The 25,421-nt window shown below is 74.4% G+C and carries 29 protein-coding genes; 12 read left to right on the top strand and 17 right to left on the bottom strand.

Features of this window, described 5'->3' with window-relative positions; translation table 11 throughout:
* Positions 1 to 38 precede the first annotated feature (38 nt).
* Both FE251_RS15700 and FE251_RS06680 read left to right on the top strand, forming a co-directional pair.
* Complete coding sequence (locus FE251_RS15700) at positions 39 to 1,922, top strand: HNH endonuclease signature motif containing protein (RefSeq protein ID WP_223147581.1); 1,884 nt, start codon at positions 39 to 41, stop codon at positions 1,920 to 1,922.
* 71 nt (positions 1,923 to 1,993) lie between these two features.
* Positions 1,994 to 2,590 (top strand): protein-L-isoaspartate O-methyltransferase family protein, encoded by a 597-nt coding sequence (locus FE251_RS06680; protein WP_139948326.1) that lies wholly within the window; start codon positions 1,994 to 1,996, stop codon positions 2,588 to 2,590.
* A gap of 10 nt (positions 2,591 to 2,600) precedes the next feature.
* On the opposite strand, the gene FE251_RS15940 is transcribed toward FE251_RS06680, so the two are convergent.
* From FE251_RS15940 to FE251_RS06670, 3 genes are read right to left on the bottom strand one after another with little or no spacing between them, the layout of a single operon-like run.
* On the bottom strand, positions 2,601 to 2,735 hold the full coding sequence (locus FE251_RS15940; protein WP_269144724.1) for a hypothetical protein: 135 nt from the start codon (positions 2,733 to 2,735) through the stop codon (positions 2,601 to 2,603).
* Positions 2,736 to 2,749: 14 nt separating this feature from the next.
* A complete protein-coding gene (locus tag FE251_RS06675; protein WP_139948325.1) occupies positions 2,750 to 4,348 on the bottom strand; it encodes a Y-family DNA polymerase in 1,599 nt (532 codons plus the stop codon).
* Positions 4,348 to 5,211 carry a hypothetical protein gene (locus FE251_RS06670; RefSeq protein ID WP_139948324.1) on the bottom strand — a complete coding sequence of 288 codons (864 nt, stop codon included), beginning with the start codon at positions 5,209 to 5,211 and terminating at the stop codon, positions 4,348 to 4,350. Before FE251_RS06670 ends, FE251_RS06675 begins: the two co-directional genes overlap by 1 nt.
* Before the next feature lie 129 nt (positions 5,212 to 5,340).
* On the opposite strand from FE251_RS06670, the gene FE251_RS06665 reads away from it, so the two are divergent.
* Together FE251_RS06665 and FE251_RS06660 are read left to right on the top strand one after the other, a co-directional pair.
* Positions 5,341 to 5,868, top strand: coding sequence for a YbhB/YbcL family Raf kinase inhibitor-like protein (locus FE251_RS06665; protein ID WP_139948323.1), 528 nt, complete (start codon positions 5,341 to 5,343; stop codon positions 5,866 to 5,868).
* The gene (locus FE251_RS06660; protein ID WP_230976571.1) at positions 5,865 to 6,440 is read left to right on the top strand and encodes a YbaK/EbsC family protein; all 576 of its coding nucleotides are present in this window, start codon (positions 5,865 to 5,867) and stop codon (positions 6,438 to 6,440) included. The genes FE251_RS06665 and FE251_RS06660 overlap by 4 nt, the downstream gene beginning before the upstream one ends.
* Positions 6,441 to 6,456: 16 nt before the next feature.
* Here FE251_RS06660 and FE251_RS06655 read toward each other — a convergent pair whose 3' ends face one another.
* Both FE251_RS06655 and FE251_RS06650 read right to left on the bottom strand, forming a co-directional pair.
* Positions 6,457 to 6,900, bottom strand: coding sequence for a hypothetical protein (locus FE251_RS06655; RefSeq protein ID WP_139948322.1), 444 nt, complete (start codon positions 6,898 to 6,900; stop codon positions 6,457 to 6,459).
* Between the two features lie 65 nt (positions 6,901 to 6,965).
* Positions 6,966 to 7,430 (bottom strand): tRNA (cytidine(34)-2'-O)-methyltransferase, encoded by a 465-nt coding sequence (locus FE251_RS06650; protein WP_139948321.1) that lies wholly within the window; start codon positions 7,428 to 7,430, stop codon positions 6,966 to 6,968.
* A 104-nt stretch (positions 7,431 to 7,534) separates the two neighbouring features.
* Between FE251_RS06650 and FE251_RS06645 the strand changes: the two genes are divergently transcribed.
* Entirely contained in the window at positions 7,535 to 8,065 is a 531-nt protein-coding gene (locus tag FE251_RS06645) for an OsmC family protein (protein WP_139948320.1), read from the top strand.
* Positions 8,066 to 8,068: 3 nt separating this feature from the next.
* Here the strand turns inward: FE251_RS06645 and FE251_RS06640 are convergent, their stop codons facing one another.
* The 7 genes from FE251_RS06640 to FE251_RS06610 all read right to left on the bottom strand — a co-directional run bounded on the left by FE251_RS06640 (position 8,069) and on the right by FE251_RS06610 (position 15,844).
* Entirely contained in the window at positions 8,069 to 8,500 is a 432-nt protein-coding gene (locus FE251_RS06640; RefSeq protein ID WP_139948319.1) for a COG1361 family protein, read from the bottom strand.
* A gap of 36 nt (positions 8,501 to 8,536) precedes the next feature.
* Positions 8,537 to 9,361: a TrmH family RNA methyltransferase gene (locus FE251_RS06635; protein ID WP_218013705.1), complete on the bottom strand. Its 825-nt coding sequence runs from the start codon at positions 9,359 to 9,361 to the stop codon at positions 8,537 to 8,539.
* Between the two features lie 55 nt (positions 9,362 to 9,416).
* Positions 9,417 to 11,348, bottom strand: coding sequence for an ABC transporter transmembrane domain-containing protein (locus FE251_RS06630; RefSeq protein WP_139948318.1), 1,932 nt, complete (start codon positions 11,346 to 11,348; stop codon positions 9,417 to 9,419).
* Positions 11,345 to 13,072, bottom strand: coding sequence for an ABC transporter ATP-binding protein (locus FE251_RS06625; RefSeq protein WP_139948317.1), 1,728 nt, complete (start codon positions 13,070 to 13,072; stop codon positions 11,345 to 11,347). Before FE251_RS06625 ends, FE251_RS06630 begins: the two co-directional genes overlap by 4 nt.
* 142 nt (positions 13,073 to 13,214) lie before the next feature.
* Positions 13,215 to 14,540, bottom strand: a complete 1,326-nt coding sequence (locus FE251_RS06620; protein ID WP_139948316.1) for an SPFH domain-containing protein — start codon at positions 14,538 to 14,540, stop codon at positions 13,215 to 13,217.
* Between the two features lie 7 nt (positions 14,541 to 14,547).
* Entirely contained in the window at positions 14,548 to 14,994 is a 447-nt protein-coding gene (locus FE251_RS06615) for an NfeD family protein (protein WP_139073146.1), read from the bottom strand.
* A gap of 61 nt (positions 14,995 to 15,055) precedes the next feature.
* A complete protein-coding gene (locus FE251_RS06610) occupies positions 15,056 to 15,844 on the bottom strand; it encodes an ABC transporter ATP-binding protein (protein ID WP_139948315.1) in 789 nt (262 codons plus the stop codon).
* A gap of 49 nt (positions 15,845 to 15,893) precedes the next feature.
* Here FE251_RS06610 and FE251_RS06605 point away from each other — a divergent pair, with 49 nt between their 5' ends.
* Positions 15,894 to 16,715, top strand: a complete 822-nt coding sequence (locus tag FE251_RS06605) for a hypothetical protein (protein ID WP_139073144.1) — start codon at positions 15,894 to 15,896, stop codon at positions 16,713 to 16,715.
* 4 nt (positions 16,716 to 16,719) lie between these two features.
* Here the strand turns inward: FE251_RS06605 and glgA are convergent, their stop codons facing one another.
* Positions 16,720 to 17,934 (bottom strand): glycogen synthase, encoded by a 1,215-nt coding sequence (glgA, locus tag FE251_RS06600; protein WP_139073143.1) that lies wholly within the window; start codon positions 17,932 to 17,934, stop codon positions 16,720 to 16,722.
* A 70-nt stretch (positions 17,935 to 18,004) separates the two neighbouring features.
* Here glgA and glgC point away from each other — a divergent pair, with 70 nt between their 5' ends.
* The 3 genes from glgC (at position 18,005) to FE251_RS06585 (ending at position 21,142) form a co-directional block, all read left to right on the top strand.
* Positions 18,005 to 19,261, top strand: a complete 1,257-nt coding sequence (glgC, locus tag FE251_RS06595; protein WP_139073142.1) for a glucose-1-phosphate adenylyltransferase — start codon at positions 18,005 to 18,007, stop codon at positions 19,259 to 19,261.
* A gap of 44 nt (positions 19,262 to 19,305) precedes the next feature.
* Positions 19,306 to 20,196: a phosphoserine phosphatase SerB gene (gene serB / locus FE251_RS06590; RefSeq protein WP_230976569.1), complete on the top strand. Its 891-nt coding sequence runs from the start codon at positions 19,306 to 19,308 to the stop codon at positions 20,194 to 20,196.
* 73 nt (positions 20,197 to 20,269) lie between these two features.
* Positions 20,270 to 21,142: an alpha/beta fold hydrolase gene (locus FE251_RS06585; protein WP_139948314.1), complete on the top strand. Its 873-nt coding sequence runs from the start codon at positions 20,270 to 20,272 to the stop codon at positions 21,140 to 21,142.
* Between the two features lie 109 nt (positions 21,143 to 21,251).
* Here the strand turns inward: FE251_RS06585 and FE251_RS06580 are convergent, their stop codons facing one another.
* The 3 genes from FE251_RS06580 to fabG are packed head-to-tail and all read right to left on the bottom strand — an operon-like array spanning position 21,252 to position 23,266.
* Positions 21,252 to 21,758 carry a SixA phosphatase family protein gene (locus FE251_RS06580; protein WP_139948313.1) on the bottom strand — a complete coding sequence of 169 codons (507 nt, stop codon included), beginning with the start codon at positions 21,756 to 21,758 and terminating at the stop codon, positions 21,252 to 21,254.
* On the bottom strand, positions 21,759 to 22,526 hold the full coding sequence (gene fabI, locus FE251_RS06575; protein WP_139948312.1) for an enoyl-ACP reductase FabI: 768 nt from the start codon (positions 22,524 to 22,526) through the stop codon (positions 21,759 to 21,761).
* Between the two features lie 23 nt (positions 22,527 to 22,549).
* Positions 22,550 to 23,266, bottom strand: a complete 717-nt coding sequence (gene fabG, locus FE251_RS06570; protein ID WP_139073138.1) for a 3-oxoacyl-ACP reductase FabG — start codon at positions 23,264 to 23,266, stop codon at positions 22,550 to 22,552.
* A gap of 82 nt (positions 23,267 to 23,348) precedes the next feature.
* Here fabG and FE251_RS06565 point away from each other — a divergent pair, with 82 nt between their 5' ends.
* The 3 genes from FE251_RS06565 to FE251_RS06555 are packed head-to-tail and all read left to right on the top strand — an operon-like array spanning position 23,349 to position 24,711.
* On the top strand, positions 23,349 to 23,675 hold the full coding sequence (locus tag FE251_RS06565; protein ID WP_230976568.1) for a DUF3099 domain-containing protein: 327 nt from the start codon (positions 23,349 to 23,351) through the stop codon (positions 23,673 to 23,675).
* The gene (locus FE251_RS06560; protein WP_139073137.1) at positions 23,672 to 23,893 is read left to right on the top strand and encodes a hypothetical protein; all 222 of its coding nucleotides are present in this window, start codon (positions 23,672 to 23,674) and stop codon (positions 23,891 to 23,893) included. The genes FE251_RS06565 and FE251_RS06560 overlap by 4 nt, the downstream gene beginning before the upstream one ends.
* On the top strand, positions 23,890 to 24,711 hold the full coding sequence (locus tag FE251_RS06555; protein WP_139948311.1) for an SURF1 family cytochrome oxidase biogenesis protein: 822 nt from the start codon (positions 23,890 to 23,892) through the stop codon (positions 24,709 to 24,711). The genes FE251_RS06560 and FE251_RS06555 overlap by 4 nt, the downstream gene beginning before the upstream one ends.
* Here the strand turns inward: FE251_RS06555 and FE251_RS06550 are convergent.
* A complete protein-coding gene (locus FE251_RS06550; protein WP_139073135.1) occupies positions 24,668 to 25,375 on the bottom strand; it encodes a FadR/GntR family transcriptional regulator in 708 nt (235 codons plus the stop codon). The genes FE251_RS06555 and FE251_RS06550 overlap by 44 nt on opposite strands.
* Positions 25,376 to 25,421 lie beyond the last annotated feature (46 nt).

Genomic DNA, 25,421 nt, shown 5'->3' with positions numbered 1-25,421 from the left:
GCGATAGCGTGGCACCAGCACCGAGGGAGGTGGTCACCGTGGCGGTCGCGCAGGCAGAGCAGGGCTGGTCCACCGCCCTGCCCGTGGCCGCCTGGACCGACGACGACGCCGCCTGGCCCTGGGACGACGAGGCTCCCGAGCCCGGGCCGCTGCCGCCGGATCCGCTGGACGGTGCGGCGTTCGCGCCGGAACGCCTGCCCGGGATGGCGCCGGGGCCGCACCTGGCACGGGTGCTCGAGGGCATCGACCCCGCCTCGCTCGACGAGTACGACCTCGTCGAGATGATCGCCGGCTACCAGCGGGTCGCGGCGTGGGCGCAGTCGAGCATGGCGCACCTCGCGGCGCGGCTGTCCCGGCGGCCCGCGCTCAACCCGCGCTCGCCGCTCCCGGGGGACGACACGACGCTCGACGTCACCGCCGAGGAGCTCGCGCCACGCCTCGGCGTCTCTCGGTTCGCGGCCCGGCGGCTGGTCGACGCCGGCCGGGCGTTCCGCCTGCGGCTCGAGGACACCGCGGCCGCGCTCCACGAAGGGCGGATCGACTACCCCAAGGCGTGCGTCCTCCTGCGGCTGCTCGCCGACCAGCCCGACGACGTCGCCTGGGAGGTGCAGCAGCTCGTGCTGCCGCACGCCCCGCACCAGACCGTCACCCAGCTCGAGCGGGCGGTGAGCCTGGCGGTCATCGCCGTCGACCCGCACCGCGCGACCGCCCGGGCCCGCGCGGCCCGCCGCGGGCGGCGCGTGGACCACCCGCGCGCGCTGCCCGACGGCATGGCCTCGCTCTACGCCGTCCTGCCCGCCACCGACGCCGCCGGGCTCGACCTCGCCCTGGAGGCCGCGGCGCGCACCGCCCGGGCCGCCGGCGACTCCCGCACGATCGACCAGCTCCGGGCCGACGCCCTCGCCCTCCTCGGCCACGCCGCCCTGGAGCAGGGGTTCGTCGGGGTGCCGGGTTCGGGCCCGGCCGGTGAGCCGGACCAGGACCGGAGCCGCCGTGACCGATCCACGGATGGCCGGCCATCCCCGGCGCCGGAGACGTCGTTGTCCGCGGCTCCGGACAGTCCGCCCGGCGAGCACGGCCCGGATGTCCCTGCCTTCGACGTGGGCAACACCTTCCTGCGCACGCCGCACCTGCCGATCGGGACGATCGGAGGGCGCCGCGCCCAGGTCAACGTCACCGTGCCGCTGTCCGTGCTCCTCCCGCCGGAGGTCCTCCAGGTCCCGCGGACACCCGCATGCCAGACCCGAGGGGACAACTGTGCCCACTGCGGCTCCGTGCAGCCGCCGAGCGCGCCACCCGTGGTCACCGATTCGCGCCCGCCACGCGGTCTCGCTGACCCCAGCCCACCATCCGGCGTCGCTGACCCCAGCCCACCATCCGGCGTCCGCTCACCGCAGGAGCTACCCGACGCTCCCCCGCCCGACGACCTCCCACCCGACTGGTACCCCGGGCCGACCCCGGCCGAGGTCGCAGTGCTCGAGGGGTACGGGCCGATCACTCCGGACGTCGCGCGGGCGCTCGCGCTCGCCGGCGACACGTGGCGGCGCCTGGTCACCGACCCGCTGAGCGGCCGGCTGCTCGACGTGGGGCGCACCCGCTACCGACCGCCCGCCGCACTGGCCGAGCTCGTCCGGCTGCGTGACCGCACGTGCGTCAGCCCGACGTGTACCTCCCCCGCGCGCGGCTGCGAGCTCGACCACGTCGAGCCCTGGCACGCGGGCGGTGCCACCAGTTCCGACAACCTCGCCACGGTGTGCGCCCGCGACCACCGCGTGAAGAGCACCGGCGCGTTCGGCCTCGAGCACCTCGGTGACGGCACCTTCGTGTGGACCACGGCCACCGGGCACCGCTACCGCCGCGACCACACCGGCCGGATCACCCACCTCACCGCCCACGTCCACCCCGGCGACCCGCCGTTCTGACCGGCTCGGGACTCACCCGAGCCGGACCACGCTCCCTGGCGGCGGTGCCCGGGCCGCGTGAGGATGGGGGCATGGAGCGTCCCGGTGCCGGGGACCGGGTCGGCGAGGCGATGGCCGAGGTCGACCGGCGCACGTTCCTGCCGCCCGACCAGCACCGGTTCGCCGACGCCGACCAGGCGCTGCCCATCGGGCACCATGCCACCTGCTCCCAGCCGAGCACCGTCGCCCAGATGCTCGTCCTGCTCGGCGCCGCACCGGGGCACCGGGTGCTCGACGTCGGCTCCGGCTCCGGCTGGACCACCGCGATCCTCGCCCGGCTCGTCGCCCCGGCCGGCGAGGTCGTCGGGGTCGAGCTCGAGCCGGCGCTCGTCGACGTCGGCCGGGCGAACCTCGCGGCCTTCACCACGACGCGCGGCGGCGGCGCCCCGGCCCGGATCGAGCCGGCCGTCCCCGGCGCGCTCGGCCTGCCCGCCCACGCCCCCTACGACCGGATCCTCGTCTCGGCCGAGGCCGGGCACCTGCCCGAGGCGCTCCTGGACCAGCTGGGCGACAGCGGCCGGATGGTCCTGCCGGTCCGCGGCCGGCTCGTCCTCGCCCGCCTGGACGGCGGGCGCCTGCGCACCGACTCCTACGGCAGCTACCGCTTCGTCCCCCTCCGCCCGCCGTGACACGGCGGCGTCAGGGGGTGCGGCGCACCCCGAGGGTGTCGGCGCCGTCGCCGTCCCAGTCACCGGCGAGGACGGAGTCGCTCGCGAGGCCACCGCGGCGGAGGCCGGAGCCCAGCCTCAGCACCTCGTCCTGCTCAAGCTGCACGCCGGTCGCCCGGCTCAGTCGTAGACCCCCTCGAGCCACCACGTGCCGGACTCGAGGGCGAGCAGCCGGGCCACGCCGTCGGACAGGACGACCTGCAGCCAGGCCCGGCGCCGCCCGCGCGCCCACCAGCGCTCCCACATCGACCACGGTCCCGCCCAGCCGACCACCTCCCGGCTCTCGCCCTCGTCGACGACGCGTGCGGGCTCCCCGCTCAGCCGGGCCCGGGCGTCGACCGTGACGGGGCGGCGGGCGACGTCGAGGACGTCGACGGCGCGGCGCTCCTCGAGCAGGGTGCCCGGGGCCGGGGAGGGCAGCTGCCCGGGCCAGGGCGCGTCGGGCCGCAGGACGGGGACGGGGTCGTCCCCCCACGCGACCAGGCGCACCCGGGTGCGCGGGTCGCGGCCGCCCTGCAGGACGGGGACGAGCACCCCCTCGGCGCCGAGCAGCCCCTGGACGCGCAGCGCCGCCCGCTCCGCCTGGACCTCCCCGCGCCCGCGCCGCCCCCACAGGCCCTCGCTCACCGCCGCTGCGGGGCTGACCTCCTGGGCGAGCAGCTCCAGGTGCACGAGCGGGGCGCTCGGCGGGCGGGCGCTGCGCCCGGCCAGCCAGCCGTCGAGCTGCCAGCGCACCCGGTCGGTGAGCTCGGCGGCGCTCGGGGCGACGTCCAGCCGCCAGGTGCGGGCGAGCTCGGTGCCGTCCTCCGTGCGCGCGAGCACCTCGACCCGGCCGCAGACGACGCCGCGGCGCTGCAGCCGCTCGGCGAGCTCCTCGGCCAGTGCGCGCGCGGCGAAGGCGGCGACGTCGGACCGGGCGGCGGGCGGGTCGAGGTCGGTGCGGACGGTGACGTCCTGCTCGGGCCGCCGCGGCGCGGGGACGGCGACGTCCCCGCCGCGGGCCAGCCGGTGGGCGAGCAGACCGAGGGTGCCGAACCGTGCCGCGACGTCCCCCGGCTCCAGGGCCGCGAGCGCGCCGAGGGTCCGCAGCCCGAGCCGCCGCAGGAGGTCGGTGAGCTCCCCGAGCTCGGCCCGCCGCTCCCGGGTGGTGGCGGCGAGGTCGAGCAGCCGCACGTCCTGCGTGGCGAGGAAGTCCGCACCGCCGCCCGGCGGTACGAGCACCCCGGCCCGTGCCGCGAGCAGTGCGGCGAGCAGGCCGTCGGCCACCCCCACCTGGCACTCGGCGCCGGTCTCCTCGGCGACCGTCCCGACGAGCAGCGCGGCGAGCTCCTCCTCACCGCCGGCGTGCCGGCTGGGCCCGCGGGCGGGCATGAGCAGGACACCCGGCCGGGCGACCTCGACCCCGACGACGACGTCCTCCACCGCCTGGACCAGCGGTTCGAAGGCCCGGGCGTCGCGGTTCTCGTCCGCGGCGAGCAGGACGAGCTCGGGGCACAGCCCCTGGGCGGTGCGCCGGCGCATGCCCCGGCGCACCCCCGCCGCGCGGGCGGCTGCGGAGCACACGAGGACCCCGCGGGAGTCGTGCACCGCGACGGGCTCGTGGCTGCCGACCGCACCCTCGGCGACGGCCGCGGCCACGGGCCAGTCCGGCACCCACAGCACCGCGCGCCGCAGGGCCGGGAGCGCGGCCGCTGCCGGGGCGGTGGCGGGGGCGCTCATCAGGACACCGCCTGCAGGGGCGGACGGGCACCCGCGACGGGCTGCGGCGCGGCCACCGGAGTCGCGTGCTCCCGGTCGGCCACGGGACCGAGCCCGGCGGGTCCGAGGGACACCCTGACCCGGCCGGCCGCCCCGCTGCGGGAGCGGCCGTGGACGGTGACCTCCCCGCCCGTCACCCGGCCCCAGCCCTTCCCCACGCCGGTGCTGCGGGCCTCCCCCGCCCGCAGCACGACGTCGGCCCCCGGCCAGTGCGCCGTGCTCAGCAGCACCGCACCGCGGCTGCGCAGCCGCGCGGACAGCAACCGCCGGTCCCGGGCACTGAGCGCCCGGCAGTCACCCACGGCCAGCACGTCGACGCCGTCGACGAGGGCCCCGACGACGGAGGCGGCCTCCGGGCCGGGGCGCGGCACGAGGAGGGCGCGCTCGAGGGCGAGCCCGGCCTCGGCGGCGGCCTGCAGCCCGACGTCCGGCAGGGCGGCGAGCCCGGCCCACCCCTCCCCCTGGGCGGCGGCGAGGAGGGCGAGCAGGAGGGAGGAGGACCCGCCGACCTGGACCACACTGCCCCGGCGCAGTCCGTCGGCCGGGAAGAACCCGGCGAGCACGGCTGGCACCGGGAGGTGCTCGGACATGCCGCCGCCGATGACCGACCCGGGCGCGGCAGGGTGCGCGGCGGCTGCCGGCCGGGCGGACGCCTCGGCCGGCGGCTGGGAGGGGGCAGCGTCCGGGGTGGGCGCCGGGGCAGGCGCGCTGGCAGGGGCGAGCCGGAGCGGAGCGGCGAGACGGGTCCGCAGGCCGGCCGCCGCCTCGGCCCGCTCGAGGGCCCGGCGGGCGGTCGCCATGCGGTCCGCATGAGTCGCCGTCATCTCCACCTCCACAGTTTATCGAACTCCTGTTCGATCATGACAGGGGGTACCGACACGGGCCCGACGCTGCCTGCGCCGCCCGGCCCGGCACCGTAGGTTGGGCCTGCACCCACCCCAGAGGAGGCCTCGATGGACCTGCAACGCCCTGTTGCCCCCGCCCCGTACGACCTGCTCCCCGCCGTGCCGTCCTTCACCCTGCGCAGTGACGACGTCGCCGACGGGCAGCCGATGGACGCCCCGTTCACCGCCGAGGGCGGCAACGTCTCCCCCCACCTCGCGTGGTCCGGCTTCCCCGCCGGGACGCAGAGCTTCCTCGTCAACTGCTTCGACCCCGACGCGCCGACGCCGGCCGGGTTCTGGCACTGGACGATCGTCGACCTCCCGGTCGACCTCACCGAGCTCGAGCAGGGCTGGGGCGAGAGCGACCTCATGCTGCCCGGCGCCGCCTACCACGTGCGCAACGACGGCGGCACCCACGCCTACACGGGCGCCGCGCCGCCCGCCGGCGACCGTCCGCACCGCTACTACTTCGCGGTGCACGCGCTGGACACCGACTCCCTCGACCTCGACCCCGACGACAGCCCCACCCGCGTCGCCTTCGTGGCCCTCTTCCACACGATCGCCCGCGCCGTCATCGCCCCGACCTTCCAGCAGTGAGCGAGCCGACGACGACGCCGGACGGGCCGCTGCGGTACGGCACCCTCACGTGGGTGCCCGCCCTGCAGCGGCCGGACCTGCTCGCCGAGCCGGTCCGCCGGGCCCTGGAGGACCTGCCACGGGCCGCCGAGGTCCGGGTCGCGCAGATCGACCCCGACCTCGCCGACACGGCCGCGATGACGGAGGCCTACGAGCTGCCGCTGGAGGCCTCGGTCAACTGCGTGCTGGTCGCCGGGAAGCGGGCCGGGGAGGAGCGGGTGGCCGCCTGCGCCGTCCGCGCGACCACCCGCGCCGACGTCAACTCCACCGTCCGGCGGCTGCTCGACGTGCGCAAGGCCTCGTTCTGGCCGACGGACCGGGCGGTGGAGGCCTCGGGCATGGAGTACGGCGGCATCACGCCCGTCGGGCTGCCGCAGGAGTGGCGGCTGCTCGTCGACGCGTCCGTGGACGCCGACGGGCCGGCGATCGTCGGCAGCGGCGTGCGCCGGTCCAAGCTCCTCCTGCCCGGCGACCTGCTCGCCGCGCTGCCCGGCGCGGAGGTGGTCGAGGGGCTCGGGCTGCCGGTCGGCTGAGCCCGCCGAGCCGAGGTCAGGCGGGCGGGAGCTGGGCGGCGTCCGGGTCGTCGCGCCGGACGAGCGCGGTGAAGATCTGCGCGAAGAGCTCCTCGACGCGCGCCTCGATCGCGGCGGCGTCGGCAGTCTGGGCCTTGCGGTCGTGGAGCGACATGAGGTCGATGGCGCTGTCGAGCTTGTCCGCCTGGAGCAGCCAGCCCTCGGCGCGGGCGGCCTCGGCGGGGGTGTCCGCCCCCGCGAGGGCGCGCTGGGCCTGTCCGCGCAGCACCTCCACGGAGCGGCGCAGGCCCTCCGGGCGCGAGCGCGCCGCGCGGGCCTTGGACAGCCCGTTGAGCAGCCGCTGGACCTGGGAGGCGAGCTCGGGGTTCTCGCGCAGCATGACCGCGCCCTTCTTCACGACCGGGTAGACCACCGGCCCGAAACGCGCCGCGGCCTTGACGATCGCCGTCACCTTGCCCATGTCCCGCTCTCCCTTCCAGACCCGACCCTACGTGTGCCGCTCCCGCGCGGCCAGCCGCCCACCCGCTACACCCCGCCCGCGAAGCCCTGCTGACGCCAGGCCTCGTAGGTGGCGATCGCAGCGCAGTTCGACAGGTTCATCGAGCGGGCGCCGGGGAGCATGGGGATGCGCACCCGGGCCGTGACGCGCGGGTCGGCGAGCACGTCGGCCGGCAGCCCGGTCGGCTCGGTCCCGAAGAGCAGGACGTCGCCGGGCGCGTAGGCGACGTCGGCGAAGCCGGTCCCGCCGTGGCCGGTGAAGGCGTAGACCCGCGCGGGCCCGATGGAGGCGAGCGCGGCGTCGAGGTCCGGGTGGACGACGACGCGCGCGAGGTCGTGGTAGTCCAGGCCGGCGCGGCGCAGGTGCGCGTCGCTCAGCTCGAAGCCGAGCGGCTCGACGAGGTGGAGGGTCGCACCGGTGCAGGCGACCATCCGGATGGCGTTCCCGGTGTTCGGGGGGATGCACGGCTCGTGGAAGACGACGTGGAACACCGGGGAATTGTCTCAGGGTCACCGGGCGCGTCTCGCCACGTGTGCACCCGTTGACCGCCTGCGGAGCCCGGTGGTCTGATGCCCGGACACCCGACGGAGGAACCATGACCGAGACGACCAGCCCTGCACAGGCCGCGTCCGCAGCGCTGCGCGCCCGCCAGCGCCCCCTCAAGGCGGCCTACAAGGAGGACCCGGGCAGCGCGCGCGTCACCAGCACCGCGACGGCGCGGGTGGACCAGCAGGCCCTGACCGCGACCGTGCCGACGTCGGCCGGGGAGGTCGTCGCCGGGCTGCACCCGGCCACCGGCGGCGACGGCAGCCAGGCGTGCTCGGCGGACATCGTCCTCCAGGCCCTCGTCGCCTGCGCCGGGGTCACCCTCTCCTCCGTCGCCACCGCGATGGGCGTCGAGCTGCGCTCGGCCTCCGTGACGGCCAACGGCACGTGGGACGCCCGCGGCACCCTCGGCGTGGACCGCGAGACACCGGTGGGCCTCACGTCCGTCGAGGTGGTCGTCGACGTCGACACCGATGCGGACGACGCCACGGTCACCAAGCTGCTCGAGCTCACCGAGCGCTACTGCGTCGTCGCCCGCACGCTCACCGACCCACCGCCAGTGACCGTCCGCCGCGCCTGAGCCTCAGCTGATCACCTCGACGGCTGCGAAGGGGTTCTTCGGACAGCTCATCGTCGGGTCGATCTCGCAGATCGTCCGCGCGCCCTCGAGGTCCACCGACACCTCGGCAGTGCCGGCGGGCACGTCGGCGGGCACCGTGAACGTCCCACTACCGGCGCCGTCCTCGTCGGGCCGGACCGTGCCGAGCGACGTCCCGGAGCCGTGCCACCGCATCTCGATCTCGTAGCGGGCACCCTCGGGCAGGCGCGGCTCGCAGCCGCCGACCTCGTCCACACCGCCGACCTCGACCGTGACCTCCGCCCCGGGCGCGACCCTCATCGGCGAGACGACCGGATCCTGCGGGTCGCAGTAGGCCGTCTCCGGGCCGGTGTCGACGCAGCCCGCTGTCCCGACGACGAGCACGAACGCGGCCACGGCGGGGCGGAGGGGTCGCACCCCGCCACCGTATCGACGGCACGGCGCGACCGGGCTTTACCGGGTCGCGTAGAAGACGACGGCGGCCGAGGCTGCGACGTTGAGGGAGTCGACGCCGGCGGACATCGGGATGCGCACCACGCGGTCGGCCATCGCGAGCACCTTCGGTGACAGGCCGTGGCCCTCGGGTCCGAAGACGTAGGCCGAGCGCTCGTGGTTCTCGGCGACGTACTCGTCCAGGGTGATCGAGTCGTCGCTCAGCGCGAGGGCGGCGACCGTGTAGCCGAGGCGCTGTGCCTCGGTGATGGCGCCGGGCCAGGACTCCAGCCGCGTCCACGGCACCTGGAACACGGTGCCCATGGAGACCCGGACCGAGCGGCGGTACAACGGGTCGGCCGAGGTGGGCGTCATGAGGACGGCGTCGACGCCGAGCGCGGCCGCGCTGCGGAACGCTGCCCCGAGGTTCGTGTGGTCGACCATCCCGTCGAAGACCGCCACCCGGCGCGCCCCGGCGACGACCTCCTCGACCGGCCGCAGAGCGGGCCGGTGCATCGCGGCCAGCGCCCCGCGGTGGAGGTGGAAGCCGGTGATCTCCCGCAGCAGCGCCTCGTCGGCGACGAAGACGGGCACGTCCGGGCCGCCGTCCGGCGCGCCGTCGCACGCCGCGGCGATGACCGGGGCCATGCTCTCCAGCCACCGCTCGGCCATGAGGAAGGACCGGGGGCGGTGCCCCGCCGCCACGGCCCGGGAGATGACGTTGCTGCTCTCGGCCATGTAGAGGCCACGCTCGGGCTCGAGCGTGCGGCGCAGCGCGACGTCGGTGAGCCGGGTGTAGTCGGCGAGGCGGTCGTCGTCAGGGTCGGTGAGGCGGATGAGCGGCACACCGACATTGTGCCGTGCAGGATCCAGCGCTCGGCGCAGAGGGGGTCCGGCCGGGTCAGTCGTCGACGGACACGGGGGCGGCGAACTGGCTGCGGTAGAGGCGGGCGTAGGCGCCGTCGGCGGCGAGGAGCTCCTCGTGGGTGCCCTGCTCGACGATGTCGCCGTGCTCCATGACGAGGATGACGTCCGCGTCGCGGATGGTGCTCAGCCGGTGGGCGATGACGAAGGAGGTGCGGCCCTTGCGCAGCTCGGTCATCGCCTGCTGGACGAGCATCTCGGTGCGCGTGTCCACCGAGCTCGTCGCCTCGTCGAGGATGAGCAGCTGCGGGTCGGCCAGGAAGGCACGCGCGATGGTGATGAGCTGCTTCTCCCCCGCCGAGACGCCGCCGCCCTCCTCGTCGATGACCGTGTCGTAGCCCTTGGGCAGGCCGTGGACGAACCGGTCGACGCTCGCGGCCCGCGCCGCGCGGCGCACGTCCTCGCCGGTGGCGTCCCGGCGCCCGAAGGCGATGTTCTCCGCGATCGTCCCCTCGAAGAGCCACGTGTCCTGCAGGACCATGCCGATCGGCTCGCGCAGGTCGTGCCGGGTCATCTCCCGGGTGTCGACGCCGTCGAGCAGGATGGCGCCGGAGTCGATCTCGTAGAAGCGCATGAGGAGGTTGACGAGGGTCGTCTTGCCGGCCCCGGTCGGGCCGACGACGGCGACCGTCTGGCCCGGGGCGACGTCGAGGTCCAGGCGCGTGATGAGGGGACGCTCCGGGTCGTAGCTGAAGGCGACCTCCTGGAACCGGACCTCCCCGCGCACGACGTCGGGGCGCCGGCCGGGCTGCGGGTCGGCCGACTCCTCCGGGGAGTCCATGACCTCGAAGATCCGCTCGGCGGACGCCACCCCGGACTGGACGAGGTTGGCCATCGAGGCGAGCTGGGCGAGCGGCTGGCTGAACTGGCGCGAGTACTGGATGAACGCCTGCACGGACCCGAGGCTGAGGTCGCCCGAGGCCACCCGCAGGCCGCCGACGACGGCGACCAGCACGTAGTTGAGGTTCCCGACGAACCCCATCATCGGCATGATCGTCCCGGAGATGAACTGGGACCGGAAGCTCGCCTGGTAGAGCCGGCCGTTGTCGGTGTCGAAGCCCTCGCGCACGCCCTCCTGGGCGTTGAACGCGGTGACGAGCTCGTGGCCGGTGAAGGCTTCCTCGACCTTGCCGCCGAGGTCGCCGGTGGACTTCCACTGGGCGACGAAGTGCGGCTGGGCGCGCTTGGCGATGAGCATGGTCGCCCACGCCGACAGCGGCACGGTGACGAGCGCGATGAGCGCGAGCTGCCAGGACAGGACGAACATCATGACGAGCACGCCGACGACGGTGACGAGCGACGTCACCACCTGCGACAGCGTCTGCTGGAGCGTCTGGGAGACGTTGTCGATGTCGTTGGTCACCCGGGACAGGACGTCGCCGCGGGCGTGGGAGTCGAGCTCGCGCAGCGGCAGACGGTCGATCTTCGCCTGGACGTCGCGGCGCAGCGCGAAGGCGGTGCGCTGGACGACCCCGGCGAGCATGCGGCCCTGCACCCACAGGAAGGCGGCCGCGGCGAGGTAGACGCCGAGGACGAGGAGGATCGTCTGGCCGAGGGCGCCGAAGTCGATGCCCTGACCGGGCACGACGTCCATCCCCCGGACGAGGTCGGCGAGCTGGTCGTTCCCGGCAGCCCGGAGTGCGTCGACCGCCTGCTCCTTGCTGAACCCCGACGGCAGCATCTCCCCGAGCATCCGGCCCACGACGCCGTCGAAGACGATGTTCGTCGCCCGGCCGAGCAGCGCCGGGCCCAGGACCTGCAGCGCGACCGCGACGACGGCGAGCACGACGACGACGACGAGTCGCACCCGCTCGTGCGCCATGGAGCCGAGCAGACGACGCAGCGACGCCCCGAAGTTCGCCGACCTCTCCCCCGGCGGCAGGCCGGGCCCTCGCCCGTGGTGACTCATGCCGCCTCCTGCACGCTCAGCTGGGACAGGACGATCTCCCGGTAGGTCTCGTTGCTCTCCATGAGCTCGGCGTGGGTACCGCGGCCGACGACCCGCCCCTCGTCGAGGACGACGATCTCGTCGGCGTCGCGGATGGTCGCCACCCGCTGGGCGACGATGAGGACGGCAGCCCCGGCGGTGGCCGCCGGCAGCCCGGCGCGCAGCCGGGCGTCGGTGGCGTAGTCGAGCGCGGAGAAGGAGTCGTCGAAGACGTAGAGGTCGGCCTTCTTGAGCAGCGCGCGGGCGATGGCGAGGCGCTGGCGCTGGCCGCCGGAGAAGTTCGACCCGCCCTGCTCCACGCGTGCGTCCAGGCCGAGCCCGGCGACGAACTCACTGGCCTGCGCGGCGTCGAGCGCGGCCCACAGCTCCTCGTCGGTGGCCTCGGGGGCCGCGAAGCGCAGCGTCGAGGCGATGGTCCCGGAGAAGAGGTAGGCGCGCTGGGGCACGAGGGAGACCCGGGCGCGCAGCTCGGCAGGGTCGAGCTCGCGCACGTCGATCCCGGCGGCCCGGACCGTGCCGCCGGTCGGGTCGACGAGGCGCGGCAGGAGGTTGACGAGCGTCGACTTGCCCGAGCCGGTGGCGCCGATGACGGCGGTGGTGCGGCCGGGCTCGAGGCGCAGGGAGACGTCGTGGAGCACCGGCTCGTCCGCGCCGGCGTAGCCGAACGTCGCGTGGTCGAGCTCGAGGACGACCTGCCCCTCCGGGAGCCGGCGCGGACGCTCGGGGGCGACGATGCTCGGCTCGGTGCCGAGGACGGCCTCGATGCGCTCGGCGGACACCGCGGCGCGGGGCACCATCATGAACATCATCGAGGCCATGAGGACCGAGATGAGGATCTGCATGAGGTAGTTGAGGAAGGCGACGAGCGAGCCGACCTCCATGGCACCGGCCTCGATGCGCCCGGCGCCGAACCACACGACGGCCACCGACGAGGCGTTGAGGATGACCTGGACGACGGGGAACATGAGCGCCATGAGGTAGCCGACGCGCAGGCTCGTGTCCATGAGCTCGGTGTTGGCCTGGGCGAAGCGCTCCCGCTCCCCCGCCTGGCGGTTGAAGGCGCGGATGACCCGGACCCCGGTGATCTGCTCGCGCATGACGCGGTTGATCCGGTCGATGCGGGTCTGGATGAGCCGGAACAGCGGCCCCATCCGCAGCGCGATGAAGACCATCACGCCCAGGAGGGCCGGGACGACGACGAGGAGGAGCCCGGAGAGCCCGACGTCCTGCCGGATCGCCATCGCGACGCCGCCGATCATCATGATCGGCGCCATGACGATGACGGTGAAGGTCATGAGGGTGACCATCTGGACCTGCTGGACGTCGTTCGTCGAGCGGGTGATGAGCGAGGGCGCCCCGAAGCGCCCGGCCTCGGCCACCGAGAAGCGCTGGACCCGCGAGAACACGTCGTGGCGCAGGTCGCGGCCCACACCCATCGCCGTGCGCGCGCCGAGGTAGACCGCGGCCACGGCGGTGACGACCTGGACGCCGCTGATGGCGAGCATGACCCCGCCGGTGCGCACGATGTAGCCGAGGTCCCCGCCGACGACGCCGTCGTTGATGATGTCGGCGTTGAGCGTGGGCAGCGAGAGTGCCGCGATCGTCTGGACGAACTGCAGGAGCACGACGATGACGACGTCGCGGCGGTAGGGGCGCAGGTAGCGCCGCAACAGGGACAGCAGCATGAGTGCCTTTCCGTACACCGCCCGGTGGGGCTGTGGCCAGGGTAGGTCGGCCCTCCGACACCCGCGGACCGATTTCGCTCTCGGCATGCACGCACGACGACGGCGCGCCACCGGGTGGGCGGCGCGCCGTCGGGCGTCGGGCCTACTGCTGCGGGGGCTGGTCCTGCGTCGGGTCGACCGTGCTCGGCGGGCCCGCCGTCGGGCCGGGCTGGTGGGAGCTCGGCGGCTCCGGCGACGTGGCCGGCGGCTGCCCCACCGGCGGCAGCGGCGCGGGCGTGCCGGTGGGCGGCGGGGGCGGGGCGAAGCGCGACTGGTCGGCGGCACGGCGGCCACGGGCCTGCGGCTCGTCCTCCGCCGGCCGCTGGCCGCGCTCGGCGGGGCCGGAGAAGGGCCGGCCCGAGCGCTCCCCCGCGGCGTTCGCCTCCGAGGTGGCCTGCTGCGCCTCGCTGCGGGCCTGGGCCAGCGCCTCGTCCGGGTCCTGGAGGCTCGCAGCGGCCAGGCCGGCCGCCATGGAGCTGCCGTGGGGCCCGAAGTCGACCTCGGGCCTCGGGCCGGAGTCGTCGTCGGGGCCGCCGACCGGCCCACCGCCACCGAAGCCCTTGGAGATGGCGCCCAGCGCCGCGGTGAACTCGGTCGGGATGACGAAGAACTTGCTCGACTCCTTGTTCGCCAGCTCCGGCAGCATCTGCAGGTACTGGTAGGCGAGGAGCTTGGAGTCGGGCTTGCCCCGGTGGATGGCGTCGAAGACCTGGAGGATCGCGCGGGACTCACCCTGCGCCCGGAGGATCGCGGACTGCGCCTGGCCCTCGGCCCGCAGGATCGAGGACTGCTTCTCGCCCTCGGCGGTGAGGATCTGGGACTGCTTGACGCCCTCGGCGGTGAGGATGGCGGCGCGGCGGTCCCGCTCGGCGCGCATCTGCTGCTCCATCGCGCCCTGGATGCTCTGCGGCGGGTCGATCGACTTGAGCTCGACCCGGTTGACGCGGATGCCCCAGCGGCCGGTCGCCTCGTCGAGCACCCCGCGCAGCTGGCCGTTGATCTGGTCGCGGCTGGTGAGGGTCTGCTCGAGGTCCATCGAGCCGATGACGTTGCGCAGCGTCGTCACCGTCAGCTGCTCGATACCGGTGATGTAGTTGGCGATCTCGTAGGTCGCGGCCTTGGGGTCGGTCACCTGGAAGTAGATGACCGTGTCGATCGACACGACGAGGTTGTCGGAGGTGATCACCGGCTGCGGGGGGAAGGAGACGACCTGCTCGCGGAGGTCGACACCGGCGCGGACCCGGTCGACGAACGGGATGAGGAAGTGCAGGCCCGCGTACATCACGGTGTTGAACTTGCCCAGCCGCTCGACGATGAGCGCCACGGCCTGCGGCACGATCCGGACCGCCCGCCAGATCGCGACGACGACGAACAGGGCGAGCAGGACGAGGACGACGGTGAGCACGAGGCCACCGGGGTTGTCGGTCACGAGGCTCCTATTCGGGGTAGGTGACAGGCACGGGCGCGACGATCGCCGTCGCCCCGTCGATGCGCACCACCTGGACGGTGGTGCCGGTCGGCAGCACGGTGCCGGGCTCCGCGGTGCGGGCCGTCCAGACCTCACCGACGAGCTTGACCCGCCCGGCGCGGTCGGTGACGTCCATGAGCACCTCGGCGGTGCGCCCGACGTGCGCGGCGACGTTGGTCACGGTGTCGGGGGTGGAGCGCTTGAGGTAGCCGATCGCCCAGGGGCGCACGGCGACGAGCAGGACGGTCGACACGACGGCGAAGGCGGCGATCTGCGCCCACAGCGGGCCGCCGAGCAGCGCCACTCCCCCGCCCGCCAGCGCACCGCCGGCGAACATGAGGAAGATGAGGTCGACCGTGAGCATCTCCACGACGCCGAGCACCAGGGCTCCGCCCAACCACCACAACCACGCCATCGTCGTCCTCCTCGCGCTCGATCCTACCGACCGGGGCGGGTCCCCGGGCCGGACTTCCGGCTCAGCGACCGGCCGCGCGGGCGCTCCAGCGCCCACGGTGCCGCTCGACCTCGAGGTCGAGGCCGAAGGTGCGCGAGAGGTGCTGCGGGGTGAGGACCTCCTCGAGCGGTCCGGCCGCCTCGACGGTGCCCGAGCGCAGGAGCAGCGCGTGGCCGAAGCCCGGCGGGATCTCCTCGACGTGGTGGGTGACGAGGACGATGACGGGTGAGCGCCGGTCGCCCGCGAGCTCGGAGAGCGCCGCGACGAGCTCCTCGCGGCCCCCGAGGTCCAGCCCTGCGGCGGGCTCGTCGAGGAGGAGCAGCTCGGGGTCGGCCATGAGGGCGCGGGCGATCTGCACGCGCTTGCGCTCGCCCTCGCTCAGCGAGCCGAAGTGGCGGTCGACGAGCTGGTCGACGGCGAAGGCGGCGAGCAGGTCGCGGGCGCGGGAGGTGTCGTACTCGTCGTAGCTCTCCCGCCAGCGGCCGGTGACGCCGTAGGAGGCGGTGAGGACGACGTCGAGCACCCGCTCCCGCCCGGGGATCCGGTCGGCGAGGGCCGCGGAGGCGAGGCCGATGCGGGTGCGCAGCTCGGAGGTGTCGACGGTGCCGAGGCGGTCGCCGAGGATCTCCACGGAGCCCTCGGTGGGGAACATCCGCGCGGCGGCCAGCTGGAGCACGGTCGTCTTGCCCGCGCCGTTGGGGCCGAGCACCACCCAGCGCTGGCCGTCGTCCACCGACCAGTCCACGCCGTCGAGGATCGTCTTCGCTCCTCGTCGCAGGGTCACGTCCGCCAGGCGCAGCACATTGCTCATGCTCCGAGCCTATCCGCCACGTCCCCCGCCGGGCGTCTACCGTGGGGGCGTGCCCGAACTCGTCCTCCCCCACGCCGTCCTCGCCGCACTCTGGCTCCCTCCGGTGACCATCGCGGGTGAACGCAGCGGTGAGGTGCCCGACCAGCTCATGGAGGCGGCCCTGCGGGCCGTCGCAGGCTCCGACACCCACGTCATGGACCGGCCCGACGGCGCGGTCCGCTCGCTGCGGGAGATGGTCGGGCGGATCGTGGGGCAGGGCGTCACCGACGTCGGCGCCGTCCTGCCCGTGCCCGGGCACGTCACCGGCCTGCCCGGGGTGGCGCTGCTCGACGCCGTCGACGCCGGGCAGTGCCTGCTCATCCGCACCGAGGGCGGCTCGTGGGCGGTCGTGCCGCACGTCGAGTCCTTCGGCAGCGACCTCGAGCCCGGCACCCTCGTGCGCTGGGTGCTCCACCCCTTCCCGTTCGCCGAGCGCCCGGTGCCGACGCTGCTCGGCCTCGTCGGCTCGCTGCGCCAGGCGCGCCAGGAGATCGCCAAGGCCCTCGTCACGGCCGGTGAGGCGCTCGAGGCCCTCGACCTCGCGAGCTGGCGGCCGGACGTGGCGCGCCAGGCGGCGCACCTGCTCCACGACGACCTGTCCACCGACCTGCTGCCGCCCGGCCTGGAGCCGGCGCGGGTCGAGGTGCTCGTCCGGGCGGCGCGGCTGCTGTCGATCGTCCAGCTCGCGCTGGAGGACGACGGCGGCGCGGTGCTGGCCCGGCAGGGAGCGGCACGCGCCGAGGTGCTGCGCGGCCTGGAGCACACGGCCCGGCGGGCGCTCGCCGCGGCGAGCGTCAGCCACGTCTCCGGGGGCGTGGTCCGCGCCCGCTGACGTGTCAGCGGCGGGCGAGCACGCTCGCGTAGAACTCCAGGGTCCGCTCGGCGATCGCCTCCCACGAGAAGTGCTCCTCGGCGCGGCGACGGCCCGCGGCGCCCATCTCGCGGGCGCGCTGCTCGTCGCCGGCGACGGCGGTGAGCGCGGCGGCGAGGTCCGCCTCGAAACGCTCCGGGTCCACGGGGGTGCCGGTGCCGTCGGAGACCTGGTCGATGGGGACGAGGACGCCGGTGACGCCGTCGTCCACGACCTCGGGGATGCCGCCGGTCGCGCTGCCGACGACGGGCAGGCCCACGGCCATCGCCTCGAGGTTGACGATGCCGAGCGGCTCGTAGACCGAGGGGCAGACGAAGACGGTGCACGCGGTGAGGACCGCGATGAGGTCGCGCCGCGGGAGCATGGTGTCGATCCAGACCACGCCCGAGCGGGTCGCGCGCAGCTCCTCCACGCCGGCCCGGACCTCGGCCGCGAGGGCCGGGGTGTCCGGCGCGCCGGCGCACAGGACGAGCTGGACGTCCGCGGGCAGGGAGCGGGCGGCGCGCAGCAGGTGCGGCAGGCCCTTCTGGCGGGTGATGCGCCCGACGAAGACGACGGCGGGGCGGCTCGGGTCGATGCCGTGGCTGCGGGCGACCCGCTCGGCGTGCTCCGCCTCCTCGCCCGTGGGCCGCTGCCAGCCGGTGAGGTCGATGCCGTTGTGGATGACGGCGACCTTCTCCGGGTCCACCGACGGGTAGACGCGCAGGATGTCCTCGCGCATGCCGGCGCTCACCGCGATGATCCCGTCCGCGCCCTCGTAGGCGGTGCGCTCGGCCCAGGAGGACAGCGCGTAGCCGCCGCCCAGCTGCTCGGCCTTCCACGGGCGCAGCGGCTCGAGGGAGTGCGCCGAGAGCACGTGCGGCACGCCGTGGAGCAGCCCGCCGAGGTGCCCGGCGAGGTTCGCGTACCAGGTGTGGGAGTGGACGATGTCGGTCCCACGGACGCCGTCGGCCATCTCGAGGTCCACGCCGAAGGTCTGCAGCGCGGGGTTCGCGCCGGCGAGCTCGGTGACGTCGGAGTAGCCGCGCACCTGGTCCCCGGCGTCCTCGCGAGGACCGCCGAAGCAGTGGACACGAACGTCCGCGCGGGTGCCCAGCACCCGGGCGAGCTCGGTGACGTGGACACCGGCACCGCCGTACACCTGCGGGGGGTACTCCCGGGTGAGCATGTCGACTCGCATCGTGACCTCCTCGGCCTGGCAACGGCTCAAATGTCTGCATGACCATCTAAGCAGCCCTAGAGTCGGCCTCATGTCCCCTCGGCGCCCCCACTCGCCCCGTGTCCTCGCGATCGTCCTCGCCGGAGGTGAGGGCAAACGACTCATGCCCCTCACCGAGGAGCGGGCCAAGCCCGCAGTCCCGTTCGGCGGGATCTACCGGCTCATCGACTTCGCCCTGTCGAACATCGTCAACTCCGGCTACCTGCGTGTGGTCGTCCTCACGCAGTACAAGTCGCACAGCCTGGACCGCCACATCTCCAAGACGTGGCGGCTGTCGACCCACCTCGGCAACTACGTGGCGCCGGTGCCGGCGCAGCAGCGGGTGGGCAAGCACTGGTTCCTCGGCAGCGCCGACGCGATCTACCAGTCGCTCAACCTCATCGACGACGAGCAGCCCGACATCGTCGTCATCGTCGGTGCGGACAACATCTACCGCATGGACTTCTCCCAGATGGTGGAGCAGCACATCGACTCGGGGGCCGCGATGACGGTCGCGGGCATCCGCCAGCCGATCGCCCTGGCCGACCAGCTCGGCGTCATCGACGTCGACCCGGCCGACCCGCGCCGGATCCGGGCGTTCCTCGAGAAGCCGCAGGACCCCGAGGGCCTGCCCGACTCCCCGGGCGAGGTGCTCGCCTCGATGGGCAACTACGTCCTGTCGACCGACGCGCTCATCGAGGCCCTGCGGGTGGACGCGGAGGACCAGGGTTCCGCGCACGACATGGGCGGCAGCCTCGTGCCGTGGTTCGTCGAGCGCGGCCAGGCCGGCGTCTACGACTTCAAGGACAACCTCGTGCCCGGCGTGTCCGAGCGGGACCACGGCTACTGGCGCGACGTGGGGAACATCGACGCGTACTACGACGCCCACCAGGACCTCATCTCGGTCTCCCCGGTGTTCAACCTCTACAACCAGGACTGGCCGCTGTTCACCGGCAACGCCGGGCTGCCGCCGGCGAAGTTCGTCTACGGCCACCGGGAGCGCCTCGGGCACGCTCTGGACTCCCTCGTCTCCCCCGGCGTCATCGTCTCCGGCGGTGAGGTCATGGGCTCGGTGATCTCCCCCGGGACGAAGATCAACTCGTGGTCCTCGGTGCGCGACTCGGTGGTCTTCGACAACGTCGACGTCGGGCGCAACGCCGTCGTCCACCGGGCGATCATCGACAAGAACGTGCGGATCGCCGACGGCGCCCAGGTGGGCGTGGACCTCGAGCGCGACCTCGAGCGCGGGTTCGTCGTCACCGAGTCGGGCATCACCGTCGTGCCGAAGGGGGCCACCGTCCGGCGGTGAGGCACGGGCGCGGGCGGGGTGCGGTTCGCCGTAGCCTGTGGCGCGTGATCCGTATCGGTCTCGTCTCCGCCCGCCCCGTCCCGCCGTCCCTCGTCGAGCACGCGAGAGCGCTGCTCGGCACGGTCGCCGGCGACGTCCTCGCCTCCGACACCTCCCGTCCCGGCTGGTCCGGGGTGGCGCTCACCGGGGTGCCGCTGGCCGGTGCCGCGGCCGACGTCGACGTCGCCCTGGCCGCCGAGCTGCGCGCCCCGGCGACGGCGCTGGGCGTGGACGTCGGGGTGAGCGCCGGGCCGCTGGCCGCCGACGGCGTCGGGCTGCTCGTCATGGACGTCGACTCCACGCTCATCACCGCCGAGGTCATCGAGCTGCTCGCCGAGCACGCCGGCACCCGCGAGCAGGTCGCCGAGGTCACCGAGCGGGCGATGCGCGGGGAGCTCGACTTCGCCGCCAGCCTGCGGGAGCGGGTGGCGACCCTCGCCGGGCTGGACGTCGCGGTGCTCGAGGAGGTGCGCGCCGCCGTCGAGCTGTCGGCCGGTGCGCGCGAGCTCGTCGCCGCCGTGCAGGAGCGCGGCGGGCGGGTCGGGCTCGTGTCGGGAGGCTTCCTCGAGGTCGTCGGCCCGCTGGCCGCGGAGCTCGGCATCGACCACGTCGAGGCGAACCGGCTCGAGGTCGACGGCGGACGGCTCACGGGCCGCACGACCGGGCCGGTCGTCGACCGGGCGGCCAAGGAGCGCCACCTGCGCGCGTGGGCGCAGGCCGACGGCGTGCCGCTCGCCCGCGTCGTCGCCGTCGGGGACGGGGCGAACGACCTCGACATGCTTGCCGCCGCCGGCCTCGGCGTCGCCTACTGCGCCAAGCCCGTGGTGCAGGAGCAGGCGCGCGCGGCCGTCACCTTCCCGCGCCTCGACGCGGTGCTCGGCCTCCTCGGCGGCTGAGGCCCGGCGCTCCCAGGCCGCGCAGCCCTCGCGGCCTGTTGCACAGCTGACGGGTGCGGGCCAGGGTGTTGGCGTGTTCGAGGGGTTCCGCGCTGAGCTGGTCGAGGCCGCCGGGCTGGACCTGTTCGTGCGCCACGGCGGTGACGGTCCGGCCGTCCTCCTGCTGCACGGCCATCCCCGTACCTCCGCCACCTGGCACCTGGTCGCGCCGCTGCTGGTCGAGCAGGGATTCTCCGTCGTCTGCGCCGACCTCCCCGGCTACGGCCGGTCCGGGAAGCCCCCACCAGCGCCGGACCACGCGGCACACTCCAAGAGGGCCAGTGCCCGGCACCTGGTGGCCGCGATGGAGCGGCTCGGGCACGGGCGGTTCGCCGTCGTCGGGCACGACCGTGGCAGCTACGTCGCCCTGCGGATGGCCTTGGACCACCCCGACCGGGTTACCCGGGCCGCCCTGCTGGACAGCTTGCCCATCAGCGAGCACCTCGACCGTGCCGATGCCCGCTTCGCGACCGCGTGGTGGCACTGGTTCTTCTACGCTCAGCCCGAGGTGCCGGAGCGCGTCATCACCGCAGACCCGGACTCCTGGTACCGCGGCGACCCACGGTCGATGGGGACCGAGAACTACGCCGAGTGGCGGGCTGCGATCCACGACCCGGAGGTTGTCCGGGGCATGGTGGAGGACTACCGGGCCGGGCTGACCGTCGATGCCGGCCACGAGCGCGCCGACCGGGAGGCCGGGCGGCGTGTTCAGCAACCACTGTTGGTGCTGTGGTCCCTCCAGGACGACCTCGAGGACCTGTACGGCGATGTCCTGGCAATCTGGCGGAGCTGGGCCGAGCACGTCACCGGGCACGGCATCGAGTCCGGGCACCACATGGCCGAGCACGTCCCCGACCACCTCGCACGGGTGCTGAGCGACTTCCTCGCGGACACACCGTCCTCCTAGCGGGCCGACGGTCTGCGCGAAGTCGGAGACACGGGGCGACACGCCGGGACAGGTGTCGATCAGCAGTCCCTCCGCGGGACCGGCGCGCACATCCCGCCGGGGGCCGCGCTCAGGGCTCGGGACGCAGGATCCTGACGAGGCGGGCCGTCGAGCGGTCGAGGTCCGCCCACGGCACCGGCACCTCGAGGACGGCGGCGTTGGCGGTGCTGATCCCCAGGAACAGCATCTCGGCCAGGGCGCTGCGCTCACCGTCGAGGAGGTGCGCGAGGGAGGAGATCGTCGGCTCGTGGCCGACGACGAGCACCTGCTCCACGTCCTCGGGGACCTCCGCGAGGAGCGCGAGCACCTCGCGAGGGCCGGCCGCGTAGAGCTCCTCGCGCACGTCCGCGGCGGGTGCCTCCGGCAGGCCGCTCGCGACGAGCTTGTAGGTCTCGGTCGTGCGCAGCGCGCTCGAGACGAGCGCGACGTCGACGTGGCCCAGCTGCTCGGCGAGGACCGGACCGAGGGCCGCCGCCTGGCGCCGGCCGTGGGCGGACAGCGTGCGCCGCGCGTCGCCGAGGCTGGTCTCCGGCTCGGCGTGCGCGTGGCGCAGCAGCACGAGCGTGCGGCCCGTCACCTACTGCCCCATCGCGTGGACGCCGCCGTCGACGTGGACGATCTCCGCGGTCGTCGCGGGGAACCAGTCCGAGCACAGCGCGACGACGGCCCGGGCGGTCGGCTCTGCGTCCTTGACGTCCCAGCCGAGCGGCGCGCGCTCGGCCCAGACGCTCTCCATCTGCTCGAAGCCGGGGATGGAGGTGGCGGCGGTCGTGCGGATCGGGCCGGCGGAGACGAGGTTGACGCGGATCCCCTCGGGGCCGAGGTCACGGGCGAGGTAGCGCGCCGTGGACTCGAACGCGGCCTTGGCCACGCCCATCCAGTCGTACACCGGCCACGCGAAGGACGCGTCGAAGGTGAGGCCGACGATCCCCGCGCCCCGGGTGAGCAGCGGCTGCGTCGCCACCGCCAGGGACTTGAGGGAGAACGCCGAGACCTCCATCGCCGTGGCGACGTCGGCCCACTCCCCCGCGAGGAAGTTGCCGCCCATGACCGACTGGGGCGCGAAGCCGATGGAGTGGACGACGCCGTCGAGGTGGTCGGTGTGCTCACGCACCCGCTCGGCCAGCGCGGCGAGGTCCTCGGAGCTCGTGACGTCGAGCTCGACGACGGGCGCCTCGACCGGCAGGCGCCGGGCGGTCACCTGGGTGAGGCGCAGCTGGCGGCCGAAGGAGGTGAGGATGACGGTCGCGCCCTCCTCCTGGGCGAGGCGCGCGACGTGGAAGGCGATCGAGTTGTCCTTGAGCACGCCGGTGACGAGCAGCGTCTTGCCGTCGAGAAGGCCCATGGTGTGTGTCTCCTTGTCGGGGGTCAGTGGCCCATGCCGAGTCCGCCGTCGACGGGGATGACGGCCCCGGAGACGTAGGCGGCGGCGGGCGAGGCGAGGTACTGCACGGCCCCGACGATGTCGGAGACGTCGCCGAAGCGGCCGGCGGGGATGGCGGCGCGCAGCTTCTCCTGCTGCGCGTCGGGCAGCGCCCGGGTCATGTCGGTGTCGATGAAGCCGGGGGCGATGACGTTGGCGGTGATGTTGCGCGAGCCGAGCTCGCGGGTGATGGACCGCGCCATGCCGATGAGCCCCGCCTTCGTCGCGGAGTAGTTCACCTGGCCGGCGTTGCCGTACATCCCGACGACCGAGCCCATGAGGACGATCCGCCCGCCGCGCTTGCGGATCATGCCCTTGGACACGCGCCGCACGCAGCGGAAGACCCCGGTGAGGTTGACGTCGAGGACCTCCTCGAACTCCTCGTCGCTCATCCGCATGAGGAGCTGGTCGCGGGTCATCCCGGCGTTGGCGACGAGCACCTCGACGAGGCCGTGCGCCTCCTCGATCTCGCTGATCGCGGCGTCGACGGCGGCGGTGTCACGCATGTCGCCGCGCACGCCGAGCACACCGTCGGGCAGGTCGCCGCCCCGGTGGATCGTCGCGACGCGGTCCCCCGCGGCGACGAACGCCTCGGCGACGGCGCGGCCGATCCCCCGGCTGGCGCCGGTGACGAGCACGCTGCGTGGCTCGGTGTCGTTCATGTGTCCTCCTCCGTGTCCCGGTCGAACGGTAGCCGACCGGAGCACCGGAGCGGCGGAGGCGTCCGAGGACTACCCTTGCCAAGTGAGCAGGAAGGCCCGCGTCCACGCGATCACCTCGGCGCGGAGGTCGCTGAGCGAGGACGTCCACGGGCGCGCCGTCCGCTACCTCATCTCGATGTCGATCCGCACGGGCTGCTTCGTGGGGATCTACTTCACCGAGGGGTGGCTGCGCTGGGTCATGGCCGCGGGAGCGATCTTCGTTCCGTACGTCGCGGTCGTCCTCGCCAACGCCGGGACCGAGCGCCCGAAGGAAGCCGATACCCTGATCGGGACACCGGGCGCGCCGGAGGTCGGGGCACCCCGCCGGACCTTCCCGCCCGTCGACCTGAGAGGTGGCTACCTGAGGTGAGCGCGTTCGCCGCGTCCGAGGGCCCGGACGAGCGGGTGTGCAGCGCCAAGGGCTGCCGCGAGACCGCTCGGTGGGCCCTGCTGTGGAACAACCCCAAGCTGCACACCGAGGACCGCCGCAAGACGTGGCTGGCCTGCGACGGGCACCGCGAGCACCTCGAGACCTTCCTCGGGAAGCGCTCCTTCCTGCGTGAGGTCGTGCCGGTCAGCGAGACATGAGCCGCTGGGCCTTCCTGCGCACGCGCCGCTGGCTCGGGGTGGCGGCGATCGCCGTCGTCGTCGCCACGGCGTGCGTCCTCCTGGGACGCTGGCAGCTCGACCGGCACGAGACCCGCGCCGCCGCGAACGACCTCGTGACGACGAACTACGACCTGCACACGGCCCCCCTCGCGGACGTGGCCGACGGCGCGGTCCCCGCCGACGCCGTCTGGCGCAGCGTGGCCCTGGAGGGCAGCTACGTCGGGGAGCAGGTGACGGTGCGCAACCGTCCCGTCGACGGGAACGCTGCGGCCCGCGTCCTCGCCCTGCTGCGCACCGACGACGGCGGCCTCGTCGTCGTCGACCGCGGCTGGCTGCCCCTCGGTGACGGTGCCCCGGTCCCGCCCCCGTACCCGGCGGGCGAGGTCGACCTCGTCGGGCGCGTGCGCCAGGCGGAGAGCCCGGACGCGCGGACCGCCCCGGAGGGGCAGGTGTACAGCATCGACCCGGCGACGGTCGCCGCCGCCGCGGGCGTCGAGGGCGCGGACCTGCTCGACGGGTACGTCATGGCGACGAGCGAGGACGGGGCGGCGCCCGCCGGCCTGCACGCCTTCCCGCGCCCTGGGACGACGCCGGGATCCCACCTGTCCTACGCGTTCCAGTGGTGGGTGTTCGCCGTGGGCACGCTCGTCGGGTTCGTCGTCCTGGCCCGGCGGGAGGCGGCCGAGGGCAGCGCGCCGGCCCAGCCGGCCCGCCCGTCGCGCCGGCGCACCGACGCGGACGAGGAGGACGCGCTCATCGAGGCGCAGCTGCGCCAGGGCCCGCCGGTCGGCCCATGAACGGCTCGACGATCGCGGAGACGAGAGCGGCGGCGCGCCCGGCGTCCTGAGCCGCGACGGCCTCGACGAGCTCGTCGTGGAGCCGGTGTACCGACGCCTCGTCGGCGCCCTCGTCGTCGCGCATGTGCCGGGCGAAGACGTCGAGCATGTCGTCGTAGAGCCGGACGTACAGCGGGTTGTGGGTCGAGGCGACGATCGCGCGGTGCAGGTCGAGGTCCGCGGCGGTCCGGAGGTCGACGTCGTCACTCGCCCAGGCCGCCTCGCGCCGGTCGCGCAGGCGACGGAGCAGCTCGACGTCGGCGTCGGTGCGGTGCTGGGCGGCGAGGGACGCCGCCGTGCTGTCCAGGGCGAGGCGCAGCTCGAGGTAGTGCCTGCGCGTGCCGCCGGCGAGCTGACGCTCCAGTGAGCCGCTGAGCTCCGAGCTCGAGATGACGTAGGTGCCGCGGCCCTGCTCGCGGCGCAGCAGCCCGGCGTGGACGAGGGACTGCACCGCCTCGCGCACCGTGTTGCGCCCGATCCCGAACGTCGCCGCGAGGTCCGCCTCGGTGGGGATCTTGTCCCCGACGGGCCAGCGCCCGGAGACGACCTCCTCGCGGAAGCGTGCGGCCGCCTGCCCGACGAGACCCTCTCGACGCAGCGGTCGCGCCGTGCCAGACTCAGCCACGATTCATCCTACAATCCCATCATCCGTCGATCTCAGTGTGGAGTCT

It is taken from the genome of Georgenia wutianyii, from assembly GCF_006349365.1.
Taxonomy (GTDB): Bacteria; Actinomycetota; Actinomycetes; order Actinomycetales; family Actinomycetaceae; genus Oceanitalea; species Oceanitalea wutianyii.
This window is presented reverse-complemented; position numbering and strand designations above follow the sequence as displayed.